This window comes from Saccharothrix texasensis (assembly GCF_003752005.1).
Classification (GTDB): domain Bacteria; phylum Actinomycetota; class Actinomycetes; order Mycobacteriales; family Pseudonocardiaceae; genus Actinosynnema; species Actinosynnema texasense.
This window is the reverse complement of the sequence record NZ_RJKM01000001.1, coordinates 2,875,443-2,889,283: the sequence shown is the minus strand read 5'-3', so window position 1 is coordinate 2,889,283 and position 13,841 is coordinate 2,875,443. Positions and strand designations below refer to the sequence as shown.

General features: G+C 73.2%; 16 protein-coding genes and 1 pseudogene. 6 read left to right on the top strand and 11 right to left on the bottom strand.

Going from position 1 to position 13,841, the window contains the following annotated elements:
* Positions 1 to 69: 69 nt before the first annotated feature.
* Positions 70 to 480: a VOC family protein gene (locus EDD40_RS11355; RefSeq protein ID WP_123747954.1), complete on the bottom strand. Its 411-nt coding sequence runs from the start codon at positions 478 to 480 to the stop codon at positions 70 to 72.
* A 5-nt stretch (positions 481 to 485) separates the two neighbouring features.
* Positions 486 to 935: a helix-turn-helix transcriptional regulator gene (locus EDD40_RS11350; protein ID WP_123742868.1), complete on the bottom strand. Its 450-nt coding sequence runs from the start codon at positions 933 to 935 to the stop codon at positions 486 to 488.
* Positions 936 to 962: 27 nt separating this feature from the next.
* Between EDD40_RS11350 and EDD40_RS42570 the strand changes: the two genes are divergently transcribed.
* Positions 963 to 1,100 (top strand): hypothetical protein, encoded by a 138-nt coding sequence (locus tag EDD40_RS42570; RefSeq protein ID WP_211348148.1) that lies wholly within the window; start codon positions 963 to 965, stop codon positions 1,098 to 1,100.
* 45 nt (positions 1,101 to 1,145) lie between these two features.
* Complete coding sequence (locus EDD40_RS42565) at positions 1,146 to 1,304, top strand: hypothetical protein (protein WP_211348147.1); 159 nt, start codon at positions 1,146 to 1,148, stop codon at positions 1,302 to 1,304.
* Between the two features lie 2 nt (positions 1,305 to 1,306).
* Here EDD40_RS42565 and EDD40_RS11340 read toward each other — a convergent pair whose 3' ends face one another.
* Positions 1,307 to 2,344, bottom strand: coding sequence for a sigma-70 family RNA polymerase sigma factor (locus EDD40_RS11340; protein WP_211348146.1), 1,038 nt, complete (start codon positions 2,342 to 2,344; stop codon positions 1,307 to 1,309).
* A gap of 77 nt (positions 2,345 to 2,421) precedes the next feature.
* Between EDD40_RS11340 and EDD40_RS11335 the strand changes: the two genes are divergently transcribed.
* Complete coding sequence (locus EDD40_RS11335; protein ID WP_123742866.1) at positions 2,422 to 3,246, top strand: alpha/beta fold hydrolase; 825 nt, start codon at positions 2,422 to 2,424, stop codon at positions 3,244 to 3,246.
* A gap of 105 nt (positions 3,247 to 3,351) precedes the next feature.
* Here EDD40_RS11335 and EDD40_RS11330 read toward each other — a convergent pair whose 3' ends face one another.
* The 8 genes from EDD40_RS11330 to EDD40_RS11295 form a co-directional block, all read right to left on the bottom strand.
* The gene (locus EDD40_RS11330; RefSeq protein ID WP_123742865.1) at positions 3,352 to 4,551 is read right to left on the bottom strand and encodes an MFS transporter; all 1,200 of its coding nucleotides are present in this window, start codon (positions 4,549 to 4,551) and stop codon (positions 3,352 to 3,354) included.
* 177 nt (positions 4,552 to 4,728) lie between these two features.
* Positions 4,729 to 5,151, bottom strand: coding sequence for a pyridoxamine 5'-phosphate oxidase family protein (locus EDD40_RS11325; protein WP_123742864.1), 423 nt, complete (start codon positions 5,149 to 5,151; stop codon positions 4,729 to 4,731).
* 19 nt (positions 5,152 to 5,170) lie between these two features.
* Positions 5,171 to 6,607: an MFS transporter gene (locus tag EDD40_RS11320; RefSeq protein WP_123742863.1), complete on the bottom strand. Its 1,437-nt coding sequence runs from the start codon at positions 6,605 to 6,607 to the stop codon at positions 5,171 to 5,173.
* A 73-nt stretch (positions 6,608 to 6,680) separates the two neighbouring features.
* On the bottom strand, positions 6,681 to 7,169 hold the full coding sequence (locus EDD40_RS11315) for a MarR family winged helix-turn-helix transcriptional regulator (RefSeq protein WP_123742862.1): 489 nt from the start codon (positions 7,167 to 7,169) through the stop codon (positions 6,681 to 6,683).
* Positions 7,170 to 7,221: 52 nt separating this feature from the next.
* The gene (locus EDD40_RS11310; RefSeq protein ID WP_123742861.1) at positions 7,222 to 8,562 is read right to left on the bottom strand and encodes a glycoside hydrolase family 6 protein; all 1,341 of its coding nucleotides are present in this window, start codon (positions 8,560 to 8,562) and stop codon (positions 7,222 to 7,224) included.
* 98 nt (positions 8,563 to 8,660) lie between these two features.
* The gene (locus EDD40_RS11305) at positions 8,661 to 9,311 is read right to left on the bottom strand and encodes a response regulator transcription factor (RefSeq protein WP_123742860.1); all 651 of its coding nucleotides are present in this window, start codon (positions 9,309 to 9,311) and stop codon (positions 8,661 to 8,663) included.
* Positions 9,296 to 10,471 (bottom strand): hypothetical protein, encoded by a 1,176-nt coding sequence (locus tag EDD40_RS11300; protein WP_246037605.1) that lies wholly within the window; start codon positions 10,469 to 10,471, stop codon positions 9,296 to 9,298. Before EDD40_RS11300 ends, EDD40_RS11305 begins: the two co-directional genes overlap by 16 nt.
* Entirely contained in the window at positions 10,464 to 11,528 is a 1,065-nt protein-coding gene (locus EDD40_RS11295; RefSeq protein ID WP_123742859.1) for a sensor histidine kinase, read from the bottom strand. The genes EDD40_RS11300 and EDD40_RS11295 overlap by 8 nt, the downstream gene beginning before the upstream one ends.
* Before the next feature lie 123 nt (positions 11,529 to 11,651).
* Between EDD40_RS11295 and EDD40_RS43440 the strand changes: the two genes are divergently transcribed.
* The 3 genes and pseudogenes from EDD40_RS43440 to EDD40_RS11285 all read left to right on the top strand — a co-directional run bounded on the left by EDD40_RS43440 (position 11,652) and on the right by EDD40_RS11285 (position 13,840).
* Positions 11,652 to 12,170 carry a hypothetical protein gene (locus tag EDD40_RS43440; RefSeq protein ID WP_246037604.1) on the top strand — a complete coding sequence of 173 codons (519 nt, stop codon included), beginning with the start codon at positions 11,652 to 11,654 and terminating at the stop codon, positions 12,168 to 12,170.
* 29 nt (positions 12,171 to 12,199) lie between these two features.
* A pseudogene (locus EDD40_RS44785) lies at positions 12,200 to 12,654 on the top strand (glycoside hydrolase domain-containing protein).
* Between the two features lie 637 nt (positions 12,655 to 13,291).
* Complete coding sequence (locus EDD40_RS11285; protein ID WP_123742858.1) at positions 13,292 to 13,840, top strand: DUF1062 domain-containing protein; 549 nt, start codon at positions 13,292 to 13,294, stop codon at positions 13,838 to 13,840.
* The last annotated feature ends 1 nt before the right edge of the window (position 13,841 follow it).

Genomic DNA, 13,841 nt, shown 5'->3' with positions numbered 1-13,841 from the left:
TTCGGGGTGCCGCGGCCCCGCTCCCGCGGACGTGGGAGCGGGGCGGCTCACGGCGGGGTGCGGCGCGGCTCAGCGCAGCTGCTGGATGCGGATCAGGTTGCCCGCCGGGTCGCGGAACGCGCAGTCGCGCACGCCGTAGGGGTGCTCGGTCGGTTCCTGGACGACTTCGGCCCCACCGGCCTGGAGCTCGTCGAACGTGCCGTCGAGGTCCTTGGTGGCGAGGTTGATCGCGGCGTAGGTGCCCTTGGCCATCATCTCGGTGATGGTGCGGCGCTCCTCGTCGGTGACGCCGGGGTCGGCGGCCGGCGGGTGCAGCACGATCGAGGTGCCGGGTTGGCCGGCGGGGCCGACCGTGATCCAGCGCATGCCCTCGTAGCCGACGTCGTTGCGCACCTCGAAGCCGAGGGTGTCGCGGTAGAAGGCGAGCGCGGCGTCCGGGTCGTCCTGCGGGAGGAAGGTCTGGTGAATGCTGATGTCCATGGCGGTCACGCTAGGTCGGGGCCCGGAGCGGACGCTTCTCGATTCCTGACCGGTCTGGTGACCTGCTTGGCCACGCACGCCGGCATGCCGCCCGTCGCGCCGGTGGCCTCCCGCCGGTACTCGCTGGGCGGCACGCCGACCAGCTCGGTGAACCGGGTGCTGAACGTGCCCAGCGACGAGCAGCCGACCGCGAAGCAGACCTCGGTGACGCTGAGGTCGCCCCGCCGCAGCAACGCCATCGCGCGTTCGATGCGCCGCGTCATCAGGTACGAGTACGGCGACTCGCCGTAGGCGCGCCGGAACTGGCGGCTGAGGTGCCCGGCGGACATGTTCACGCCGCGCGCGAGCGCCTCGACGTCCAGCGGCTGCGCGTACTCGCGGTCCATCCGGTCGCGGACGCGGCGCAACCTGGCCAGGTCGCGCAGGTGCTGCGTCGCGGCGGAGGTGCTGGTCACGTGCGCGATCGTGCCACATGACGGCACGTGGAGCAGGCCGGAACCCGGTGTCGCGACGGGCTGGGCCGTGGCAGGCCGGCCGGTGTGGTCCACCCGGTGCCCGCCGACGACCCGCACCGCACCCGGATCACCGAGCGCGACCTGGCCGCGGTGTGCGCCGACTAAGCCGCGCTCGGTCAGCGGCGGCTCATCTGCACGAACACGGTCAGCGTGCTGGAGCCGATGCTCCGGCGCGCCACGGGCGCGGGCGAGGTCCGCTCCACGTGCGTGCTGCTGACCGCCGAGGAGGCGACGATCCGCGAACGCCTCGCCCGCCGCGAGATCGGCTCACAGCTCGCGCACGAGGTGGTGCGCGCCGCCGGCTGGTGAGGTCACGGCAGTGAGGCGGGCAGGCCGAACAGCGGGAAGTGCTCCGCGCCGACGAACGACGTGACGTCCCTGATGAGGTCGCCGCGCAGCGTCAGCACGTTGACCGCCCACGCCAGGTAGGCGCCCGCGTCGTCGTCCCACAGGTAGCAGGCGACGGCGGGCTGGGCGTTGGCGCTGGTCACCCGGTGCCGCCAGGGCGGGCAGCCGCCCACCGGCACCCGCGCGACGAAGTCGGCGACCGCCTCGATGCCGCGGTACCAGTGCGGCAGCGGCGGCATCGACCAGGTGACGTCCTCGGTCAGCAACGCGACCATGGCGTCGGCGTCGCCGCGTTCCAGCGCGCCGGCGTAGTCGGCCACGACCTGCCGCAGCCGGGCGTCGTCGATCAGCCGCAACGCCTGCTGCCGGCCGTGCTCGGGCGACTTCTCGGCGATCACCCGGCGGGCCCTGGCCAGGGCGGAGTTCACGGACGTGGCCGAGGTGCCCATCATCGCGGCGATCTCGGCCGCGGCGAACCCGAGCACCTCGAACAGCAGCAACGCCGCCCGCTGGTTGCCCGGCAAGTGCTGCAACGCGGCGACGAAGGCCAGCTCGACGGCCTCGCGCTGCGCGTAGCGCCCGGCCGGCCCGCTGTCGCGCAGGCCCGCGTCCGGGTACGGCCCGAGCCAGGCCACGTCGGTCAAGGGCACGTCGTCGAGCACCGTGCGGTCGGCGGCCGGCCCGAGGTCCACCGGCAGCGCGCGCCGGCCACGGCTCTCGACGGTGTCCAGGCACGTGCGGGTGGCCACTTTGTACAGCCACGAGCGCAGCGAGCCGCGCCCTTCGAAGCCCGCCAGCCCGCGCCACGCGCGCAGCAGCGCGTCCTGGAGCGCATCATCGGCGTCGTGGGTGGAACCGAGCATGCGGTAGCAGTGGGCGTGCAGCTCCCGGCGCAGCGGCTCGACGAGGCGCGTGAACGCCGCACCGTCGCCCGCGCGCGCCCGCGTCAGGTCGGCGTCTTCGGCGCCCTCGGCGGAACTCGTCGCAAGAACTTCGTCCACGAGCGACGATTCTGCCCCAGGCGGGGAGTCACTACCGGCGTACGAGCACTCCACCGCCAGTTCCAGGAGGATCCGCGATGACCGAGACCGCCACCACCGCCACCCTGCGGGTGCCCGACGCGCTGCTGCACTACGAGGTGCGCGGCCGGGGACCGCTGGTGGTGCTCGCCGCCGCGCCGATGGACGCCAGGTCGTTCGAACCGCTGGCCGACCTGCTCGCCGCGGACCACACCGTGCTCACCACGGACCCGCGCGGCATCTACCGCAGCCAGGTGGACGACCCGGACGCCGACGCCACGCCGGAACTGCGCGCCGACGACCTGGCCCGGCTCATCCGGCACCTCGACGTCGGCCCGGCGGCGGCCGTGCTCGGCTCCAGCGGCGGCGCGGTGAGCGTGCTGGCGCTGGCGCAGGCGCACCCCGGGCTGGCGCGCACCGTGATCGCCCACGAGCCGCCGCTGGACCAGCTCGTGGCGGACCGCGAGGACCTGCTCCGGCGGACCGACGAGATGGTCGCGACCTACCTGTCCGGTGACCCGCTCGGGGCGTGGCGTCAGTTCATGGCCATCGCGGACATCGCCATGCCCGACGAGGTGGTCGAGCAGATGTTCGGCGGTGAGCGCTCGGCGCAGGACCTCGCCGACGAGCGGTTCCAGTACGAGCACATGCTCCGGCCGACCGTGCGGTGGGTACCCGACCTCGACGCGCTGCGGTCGGCGTCGACCCGGATCGTGGTCGGCATCGGCGAGGACTCGGGCGGCGAGCTGTGCGAGCGCACGTCGGAGGCGTTGGCCCGCGGTCTCGGTGTCGAGCCGACCAGGTTCCCCGGTGGTCACGTCGGCTTCGCCGAGGACCCGCGGCGGTTCGCGGTCCGGCTGCGGGAGGTGCTGGGGGAGGGCTGAGCCGGGTTCGCGGGCCTGAGCTCCGGCGCCGGCCGGTCCCCGTCTCGGTCGAGGCGGGGACCGGCCGGCCGGTCCGGCGGCGGGAACGAGGAGCTTGTGCCGGGGTCAGGCGGGCACGCGGGAACGGGAGGTGAGGACGGACAGGGCGGCCACCGCCAGCCCGGCCAGGCTCAACGCCACCCCGACCCACGCGGTGGACGTGTAGCCCCAGCCCGCGTTGATGGCCAGGCCGCCCAGCCACGCGCCCGCGCCGTTGGCGATGTTCAACGCCGAGTGGTTCGACGACGACGCCAACGACGGCGCGTCCGGTGAGGCGTCCATCAGCCGCACCTGCAACGCCGACGCCAGGACTTGCGACACGAGCCCGATGAGGAACACGGTCGTGAACGCCATCACCGGCGAGGTCGCGGTCAGCGCGAACACCACGAGCACGCCCGTCACCGCGATCAGCGACCCGAACACCGTGCCCATGACGGAGCGGTCCACGAACCGGCCGCCGACCGTGGCGCCGATCGTCATGCCGAGCCCGAACACCGCGAGCACCCACGGCACGGCGGAGGCGGACAGGGCGGTGACCTCGGTGGTGATGGGGGAGATGTAGGAGTAGACGGCGAACATGCCGCCGAACCCGATCATGCCGGTGAGCAGCGCGAACCACACCTGGGGCCGGCGGAACGCGCTCAGCTCGGCGGCCATGCCGGCGTCCCTCGGCGCGGGCACCCGGGGCAGCCACCTGGCCACCGCCACCGCCGTCGCGACCGCGATCACGGCCACCGCGAGGTACGCGACCCGCCACCCGATCTGCTGACCGGCGGCGGTGGCGACCGGCACGCCGACCAGGTTGGCCACGGTCAGGCCGATCATGATCCGGGCGACCGCCGTGCCACGCCGCTCCGGTGGCACGAGGGTGGTCGCGACCACGGCCGCGATGCCGAAGTACGCGCCGTGCGGCAACCCGGCCACGAACCGCGCGGTCATCAGCAGGGCGGTGTTGGGCGCGATGGCGGACAGGCCGTTGCCCAGCGCCAGGGCGAGGGTCAGCCCGATCAGCAGGCCCTTGCGGGGCAGCTTCGCGGCCAGTCCGGCGATGAGCGGCGCGCCGACCACCACGCCGAGCGCGTACAGGCTGATCGCGTGCCCGGCGGTGGGGATGGAGATGTCGAACGTGGCCGCCATCTGCGGCAGCAGGCCCATGGTGGCGAACTCGGTGGTCCCGATGGCGAACCCGCCCAGCGCCAGCGCGACCATGGCGGCCCCGCCGCCGTTGCCGCGACGGGTGGCAGTGGACCCGGCGGTCGCCGTCATGCATCGCTCCTGTCAGCTGTCCCGAGTCGACAGTGACCGCGCGACGTAGAGTGCTTAGCCAGCGAAACTATTTTAGCCGGTTCGCTCCGGACCGGCCGCACGCGCACCGCGTGCCACTGCTCACAGGTCACCGCCGACGGGCGCGGAATCCGCTGGTGAGGCCCGCGTGTTCCCCGCTCACACGACCGGGATCGGCCCGGGTCGGCTCCCGGCCTGGGGCCCCACGTCCAGCGCGGTGCCGTAGAGGCGGGTCGCGGCGATCGTGATGGTCAGGCGGCGGTCCGGGGCGAGGTCCGGGCCGTCCGCCGCCTCCACCAGCTCCGCGTCGCCTTCCACCACCGCGAACGACCACACGTCCGGCCCGCTCACGTGCAGCGAGACCTTCGGGTCGGCGCGGATCTGGCGGGCTTTCAGGCGGTCGGCGGTGGTCGACACCCGGATCACCCGCTCGTCGGCGTCCCACTGGTAGAGCACGGTGGACAGGTGGGGGTGGCCGCTGCGCTTCACGGTCGCCAGCACGCCGAAGCGCTGCCCGCCGAGCAGGTCCACCAGCTCGTCGTCGGTCAGGGTGCGGGGCGCGGGGCCGGCGTCGACGGTCATGTCGATCTCCTCGGGGAAGTCAGGCGGAACGCTTGCGCAGGACGATCAGGGCGACCGCGAAGGCGGCGACGAGCAACGCGGCGGCGACGGTGAAGGCCACGTGGTACCCGGCGGTCAGCGCGACCGGCTCGGCGACGCCCGCCGCCAGCTCCGCCCCGGTCCGCGCGGCGGCCAGCGTGGACAGCACGGCCACCCCCACCGCCATGCCGACCTGCTGCGTGGTGGTGAACAGGCCGGACGCCAAGCCCGCGTCGTCCGGCTTCGCGTCGGACATGCCCAGCGACGCCAGCGCGGGCAGCACCAGCCCGCCGCCGGAGATCAGCAGCATCACGGGCAGCAGGTCGGTGGCGTAGTCGGCGTCCACCGGGACCGCGGTCAGCTCGACCATCGCGCCCGCCAGCAGCGCCAGCCCGACCAGCAGCACGGCGCGCTCACCGAACCGCGTGGTCAACCGGGCCGAGGCGAACAGCGACACACCGCCGATCGCGACCGCCGCCGGCAGCATCGCCAATCCGGTGGCGAGCGCGCTGTAGGCCAGCACCTTCTGCATGAACAGCGCCACGATGATCTGGAACGCGAACATCGCCGACAACGTGAGCAGCTGCACCAGGTTCGCGCCGACCACGGTGCGCGAACGCAGGATCCGCAGCGGCATCAACGGCGTGCGCGCACGGGCCTGCCGCACGGTGAACGCGGCCAGCAACGCGACCGACACGGCCCCGAGGCCGAGTGTGTGCGCCGCCGTCCAGCCGTGCTGCTCGACCTTCACCACGGTGTAGAGGCCGAGCACCAGGCCGCTCGTGACCAGCGCCGCGCCGAGCACGTCGGCGCCGGCGGACAGGCCCGTGCCCCGGTCGGCCGGCAGCACCCGGATCGCGAGCAGCACGGTGGCCACGCCGATCGGCAGGTTGATGAAGAAGATCCAGTGCCAGCTCAACGCGTCGGTCAGCACACCGCCCAGCACCTGCCCGATGGACGCGCCCGCCGCGCCGGTGAAGCTGAACACGCCGATGGCCTTGGCGCGTTCCGCCGGGTCGGTGAACAGGGTGACCAGGATGCCGAGCACGACCGCCGACGTCATCGCGCTGCCCGCGCCCTGGAGGAACCGGGCCGCGATGAGCAGCCCCGGCGTGCCGGCCGCGCCCGCCAGCAGCGACGCGGCGGTGAAGACGGCGGTGCCGGCCAGGAACATCGCCTTGCGGCCGACCAGGTCGCCGAGCCGGCCGGCGAGCAGCAGCAGGCCGCCGAACGCGATCAGGTAGGCGTTGACGGTCCAGCTCAGGCCGGCGGGGGAGAAGCCGAGGTCGTGCTGGATGGCGGGCATCGCCACGGTGACGATGCTGCCGTCGAGGACGGTCATCAGCGTCGCGGCGGACAGCACGACCAGCGCGGACCAGCGGTTGGGTCGGGGGCGGTCGTGCGGTGCGCCGAGCGGCTGGTCGAGCGAGGACGACATGGTTCTCTCCTGTTCCGGCGGTGACAGGAGGAACCGTAGCGGATAGTTTTGTTGCGGACAATCTAGCTCGGACTCACCTGGTGCTCTCGCGGGCGCGGCGGGCCGTCTGCGGTGCCGGGATCGGGGTCGACAGATGGCCGCCGACCAGCAGGTTCAGCGCGGCCAGCAGGGCTTCGCGATCTTTGCCGGGCAGCGACTCCAAGGCGGCCCGGTGCACCCCGTCCACGACCGCCTGGCTCCGCGCGGCCAGCTCGGCGCCCTTCTCGGTGACGGCGATGATCCGGGCCCGCCGGTCGGTGGTGGACGGCCGGCGCTCGGCGAGCCCGGCCTTCTCCAGCGCGTCCACCGTGACCACCATCGTGGTCTTGTCCATGTCGCCGAGCTCGGCCAGCTGGATCTGCGTGCGCTCCTCCTGCAAGGCGTGCACGAGGACGCAGTGCATCCGCGCGGTCAGCCCGATCTCGGCCAGCGCCGCCGCGATCCGGGTGCGCAGCACGTGGCTGGTGTGGTCCAGGAGGAACGACAGGTCGGATTCGGTGCGGGCCGGGGCCATGGCGGACATGGCCCCAGTCTAACTAGTCGGACAGCACCGGATTATCCGCAAGAAACCTGTTTCAGAGTACCGGGTGGGCGTTGCGCAGCAGCTCCTGGAACTGCGCCGAGTGCCAGCGACCGGCCGGTGGCGCGTCCGGCCACGCGTCGGTCGGGTCCGGCGTGGCGTCCGGGCGACCGGTGTAGGTGGGGTCGCACTCCCGGTTGAAGGGCTCGTCGGCGATCGGCAGCGGGATGCTCGCGCCGTCCGACTCGCCCGGCGGCTTCATCCACACGTACGCGTCCACGTTCGGCCGCGGCGCGGCGACCGGGCGTTCACCCAGGCCCGTGCCGGTCTGGTTGCACCAGTTGTAGATCCGGGTCCTGCGGTCGATCCGGCTGGTGTCGACGTAGGTGTCCACGTTCGTCTCGTAACCCGGCTTGGTCGGCCGGTCGGGGCCGCCCCAGCCGTTGCGGGAGGTGTCGACCAGCACGCCGACGCGCGGGTCGAAGCCCGCCGCCACCGCCTCGGCCCGGAAGGCGTCCGCGAACGACAGCTCGTCGATGAACGGGTTCCAGTCGATCCACCTGCTCTGCTGGATGTGCTGGCCGCTGATCGTCGTCTTGACGATGAACTCCTCCCGCAGCGCGGAGTAGTTGGCGGTGTTGGCGATGAAGCCGTGCACGGCGCCGAGCCGGCTGCCGCCCGAGGTCGCCGCCTTCACCAGCAGCGCCAGCGTGGGCAGGCGGTTGTCGTCCCAACCGATGTGGCCGTGGTGGCTGATGTCGAGGTAGTTGTAGACGTTCCGGATCGCGCCGAGCTTCGCCAGCGCGTACCCGATGCCCTCGGTGTACGCGCCGGACGACTTGACGTACTCGCAGCTGAGGGTGGCGTCGTTGCGCGGCAGGACGTGGGTGACGAGGAACGGCAACGAGTCGGGCTCCACGACCGTGACGATCCGCAGCCGCGCGTACGCCGGGTCGGCCAGGATCGCGGCGATCGGGTCGACGAACTCCTGCTTGTAGCGCGGCAGCTCGTTCCAGGCCAGCTCGCCGCCGGTGGCCAGTCGGCCGCAGTCGCGGCCCGGCAGGTCCCACAGCACGAGCTGGACCAGGTCGGCGTTCTGCCGCAGCGCTTCGTCCAGGTGGGCGCGCAGGCCCATCTTCCCGTCGGCGCCCCGGATGGACGCGATGCTGCCGAGCCACACGCCGGTCGGCCGGCCGGACACGGCCGTGCCGCCCGGTTCGGCGGCGGCGCGCGCGGACCACTCGGGGTTGACGTAGGGGTGGGCGCCGACGTACGGGTTGTCCAGGCGGGGCGACCAGCGCGGCGCGGTGCTCGCGCCGGCCGGGGTGGTGACGGTGAGGCCGGCGGCGATCGCGACCGCCGTCAGCGCGTGGCCGACGCGGATGAGGGATCTCATGTACTGCTACCTCCGGTGATCACGACGAGGTGAGGGAGGCGGTGTGCTGCCACCGTACCGCGCGGGCACGACGCCCGACCGTGATCACGGAGGGCGGGTCAGAGGTCGTCCACGCCGATCAGCCCGTCCTGGATCGCCCGCGCCACCAGCGCGGCCTTCGTCGGCGCCTCCCGGCCGATCAGCGCGTACTTGACCCGGATCCGCTCCAGGTGCGAGTTCACCGTGCTCAGCGAGATCCCCAGCCGCTGCGCCACGAACTCCTTGGACTCCGACTGGAACCACTCGACCAGCACCTCGACCTCGCGCGCCGACAACGCGGGCCGGTGGTCGGACCGGTCGCCAGCCAACGCGCCCGCCAGCGACGGCGGCGTGTACGACCGCCCCTCCGCCGCCGCCCGGGTCGCCTGCACGAGGTGCTCCGCGCCCTCCGCCTTGGTCAGGTAGCACAACGCGCCCAGCTCCAGGCACTGCAACGCGATGTCGTCGTCGGCGCGCATCGAGTACACGACCACCCGCCGGCCCGCCTCGACCAGCCGGCGCAGGTCGCCGAGCACCGGCGTCGGTCCGCCCAGGTGCAGGTCGAGGATCACCACGTCGGCGTCCGCGCCCTCGCCGAGCCACGCCGAGCGCACGTCCTCGCCGCTCGCGGCAACCCGGATCGGTGGCGTGCCGCAGGACAGCCAGTAGGCGACGCCCGCCCGCACCGCGGGGTGGTCGTCCACCACCACCGCGCTCAGCTCGTCCGCCATCTGGCCTCCATTCGCGTGTGCCGACCGTACGTCCCGCTTTCGACCTCCACCGGACCGGTCGCGGTTCCCACCTCGACGCCCGCGTCGGCGATCACCGCCACCCGCACCTCGCCCTCGGTGCGCAGCAAGCTCACCCGGGCCCGCTCCCGCGCCGCCGACAACGCCTCCGCCAGCGGCCCGGTCAGCGCGCGCCGCACGTCGGTCGGCACCGGCACCGGCGCTCCGCTGACCGCGAGCGACACCTCCACCCCGCGCCGTTCGGCGACGTGCACGCACGCCGTGACCTCGTGCACCAGGGGGTCGGGCACGTCGTCGTTCTCGGCGAACAACCGCCGCAGCTGCGTGGCCGCGAGCGCGCACCGCCGCCGGGTGTCCTCGGCGCGGGGGTCGAGCACGCCGTCGGCGAGGTCCGCGAGCAGCGGCAGGGTGGCGCCGAGCTGCCCGGCGAACCCGGCGCGCAGGTCGTGCTCCCACTGCTCGGCCAACGCGGCCCGGGTCGCCGCGCGCTCCCGTTCGGCGGCGACCTCGGCGGCTTGGCGCGCGCTGCGCAGCAGGATGCGGGACATCGCCACGACACCGAGCTGGAGGCTGGTCACGCTGAGCATGACCACGCCCGCGTTGCCGATCTCGGCCCGGTCGGGCGTGCCGCTGAGCAGCCACTGGGCGACGTTGAGCACGAGGAGGGCGGCCAGCGAGGTGAGCAGCGCGGGCACCCGGTCCAGCAGCAACAGCAGCAGGTGCCACCCGACCAGCCCGTACGCCCAGTCCGCCGGGCCGAAGTGGGCGTTCGGCGGCAACGCCACGGTCGCCACCCCGGAGACGACCACCACCGCCACCACACCACCCGCCACCACCGGCGCAGGCAACGGCTTGCGCCTCACCACCCACACCGCGCACAGCAGCGTGACCAGCGCGGGGACGGCGAACGCGACCCGCTCGGCCGGCCCGTGCGCGTGGGCGAGGAAGGGCGCGAGGCCGAGGCTCGGCTGCACCACGGCGGTGAGGACGAGCAGGACCAGCCGCAGGCTGGCGAACACGTGCGCCTCGGCCTCGCGGCTCTCGTCCCCGGCCGGCTCCGCCCAGCGGTGCCGTCGCGGGTGGGTGTTCCGGTGCGTCGGTCCGAGGTCGTCGGGGCGGGGCGGGACGAGGTCCTCAGCCACGGGGCCACGCCAGCCGCACGGTCGTCCGGCCCGGCCGGGAGGTCACCTCGGCGGTGCCGCCGACCGCCGCCATCCGCTCCACCACCGACCCCCGGATGCCCCGCCGGTGGTCCGACACCGCCCCGACGTCGAACCCCCGCCCCGAGTCCGCCACCCGCACCTCGACACCACCGCCGATCGCCCTCACGTGCACCTCGGCCGCCCCCGTGCCCGCGTGCCGCTCCACGTTCGCCAACGCCTCCCGCACCGCCCGCACCAGCGCCAACGCCACCGAAGCCGGCACGAGCGCGCTCTCCCACCGCGCGTCGACGGCCAACGGGCTGTGCTCCACCACCGCCCGCAACGACGACCCGACGTCCACCGCGCTGTCCCTCGGCACACCCGACGTGCCGGTCAGCAGGTCGAGGTCCCGCCGCGCGTACCCGGCGACCTCGGCCCGGTCGGCTTCCCGCCCGTCGACCGCCACCACCAGGAACGTCGCCGACGCCGTGTCGTGCAGCAACGCCAGGTACTCGCGCTCACGCCCGCGCCGCTCCAGCGCCACCGCCTCGGCCCGCTCCATCGCGGCCCGCCTCGTCCGCAGCTCGTCCACCCGCCGTGACGACCGGCGCACCAGCCGGAACGCCGCCAGCGCCACCGCGCACTCCACGACCACCCGCAGCACCGCCGCGCCGTCGAACCCGGCCGCGGTGACGTACACCGCCAGCAGCGCGGCCGTCGTCGGCACGGTGACCTTCGGCGACCACTGCCACTGCGCCGTGATCGCGGTGGTGGTGAGCACGTTGAACGTCCACTGGCCCGTGCCGCCGAGCTCGTCGTGCGCCGCGCACAGCGCCACCACCCGCACGACCGCGAGCACGAACGACAGCCGTGGCGACCCGAAGTCCGCGACCGCGCCGATCAGCACCAGGCCGAGCAGCCCCAGCCCGAGCGGCAGGGCCTCGGTCGGCACCGACAGCACGCCGAACACGCTGATCAGGCTGACGCCGACACCGCGGACCGGTCCGGCGAACCGCGCGATGGCGGTCAGGAGCTCCGTCTCGACCTGACCCGGCATGCCGCGACCCTAGCCGCACCGTCCCCGGTGGACGCCGGGTGACGGGCCGGCCAACGGGAGAGAGCGCTCCCATGGCAACGGCGGACGGAACGCGCGCCGGGCCTTTCCGCACCGCCCGGCGGGTTGGGTAGACCCGAGGGCGAGGACGAGGGCGAGGACAGGGCAGGGCGGCTGGGAGGCGGGGGACGTCGTGCGGGACGCGGTGAGGGTGTTCACGGCCGGGTTGGTGGTCGTCCTGGTGTCAGGACTGACACCAGGGGTGGGCTCGACGGCGGGGTCGGCGGGGTCGGCGGGGTCGGCGAGGTCACCGGCTCGCCCACGGCCGACGTCCGCGACGAGGTCTGCGCCGCGGACTTCTCCCACGCCGACAAGTCGGCCACGCCGGGCCGGTACGCGGTGGCACTGGCCTCCGGCGCGTCGGCCGACCTGAGCGTGACCACCCGGGCGGGCGTCGGCGACTTCACCTTCCCGCGCGACCGGCCCGCCGCCCTGCTGTTCCGGGTCTCGAACTCGCTCAACGGCAGCGAGGACGCCGAGGTCACCATCGACCCGGACACCCGCACCGTGTCGGGGTCGGTGCTGACGGGCGCGTTCTGCGGCCGGCGGGCCAACGGCGGCGCGAACAACAAGAAGACCTACTAGGCCACTGCCGGGGCGGCGCGGCGGAGACGGTGGAGGACGCCACGGCCGACTTCGCGTTGGCCGACTGGGCGCGGCGGCTCGGGCGTGACGACGTGCGCGACGTCCTGCTGCCCCGGGCGGGCTGGTGGCGCAACACCTTCAACCCGGCGGCGGGGGACGGCGGCCGCCAGCAGGCGCGGCGGGCCGACGGCACGTGGGTGTCGCCGCTCAGCCCGTCGTCGGACCTCGGGTTCGCCCAGGGCACGAGCGCGACCTGCACGTGGATGGTGCACCACGACGTGACCAACGAGCCCGACATTCACGTCCCGTGGCTCTACAACGCGTTGGGACAGCCGTGGAAGACGCAGAAACCGTGCGCGCCACGGCGTCCCTGGTGCACCGGACAGGGCCGGGCGGACTGCCCGGCAACGACGACCTCGGCACGATGTCGGCGTGGTACGTGTTCGCGGCGCTCGGCGTGTACCCGCGCACGGCGCGGCTTTGAACGGCCGCTCGCACGCCGAGTCGTGGCTGTCGGCGGACTTCGTCGAACGGGGTGGTCACCTCGTCGTGGACGTCTTCACCACCCCCGACCCCACGTGGGGCTAACCGGCGTGTCCTACGTTCCGAACGCGCGTGTCCTACGTTCCGGTTGGTCGAGTTGAGCGTTCAGGGTGGCGAGAGTCCAACGGTGAGGGTGCGAGAGTCCAACGTTGGTGAGGGGTGAGTTCAACGTTGGGCGGATGTGGGTTCGATGTTGGGGGTGGCTGCGGGTCGGTGGTGGGGTTCGGCTCGATTTGACATGGGGCCCTTACGGGCGCTCCAGGCAGGCCAAAGCCGGCAGGCCGGGCGGGGTAAAGCGTCCCGCCGGGCCTGCCGGCTCCGTCCAGCCTAAAGCACCCGAACCCATGTCAAATCGGGCCTCGGTGGGGATGTGGCGGGTCCGATGGGGTGGGTTGGTTGGGGAAAATCGGTGGAGTGGTGTTGAGGTTCGTGGTTAACGTGCGGGAGAACGAGTCGTCTGGTTGAAGGGCCCGCCGTTGTACACCCTGTGAGACCTCCCAAGAGCTGATCTGACGCGCGTCGCCCCTGTGCGCCTGCGCTTCTTCGCTGCGGACTTCTCACAGAACCGGTGTAGTGCTGTGCTCAAAAACTGGCTGGTCGTGCCCACCCGTCTGCCGCTCGTGCGCCGCCGTTGTCACGTGTGCGCGTCCGAACGCTTCCGGACGAGTGGCAAGTTCCGGGTCAACGCCAACCACAAGGTCATCGACGCCTGGCTCCTCCTGCTCTGCACCGGGTGCGGTGACACGGTGAAGCTCACGGTCCTGGATCGGGTCAACGTGCGTTCCGTGCGGCCTGACTTCTTGGACCGGTTGCACGTCAACGACCGCGGCCTGGTCGCCGGGTTGCTCCAGGACCCGGTGCTGCAACACCGCAACCGCGTCACCCTCGACTGGGACGGCGCGTGGCGGCTCGACACCGGTGGTCCGGTCGACCTGGCGCACGAGGTGATCGACGTCTCGGTCCGGTTCGCGGCACGGGTTCCCGTCCGGCCGGTGCGCCTGATCGCCGACGGCTGCGGTGTGGCGCGGGGTGAGGTGGAGCGGTGGCTCGTGGAGGGGAAGCTGGTGTCGGCGGTCCGGTTGGGCGGGAAGCTCTCCGGCGACTTCACCTTCACCCTCAAGCGCTGAA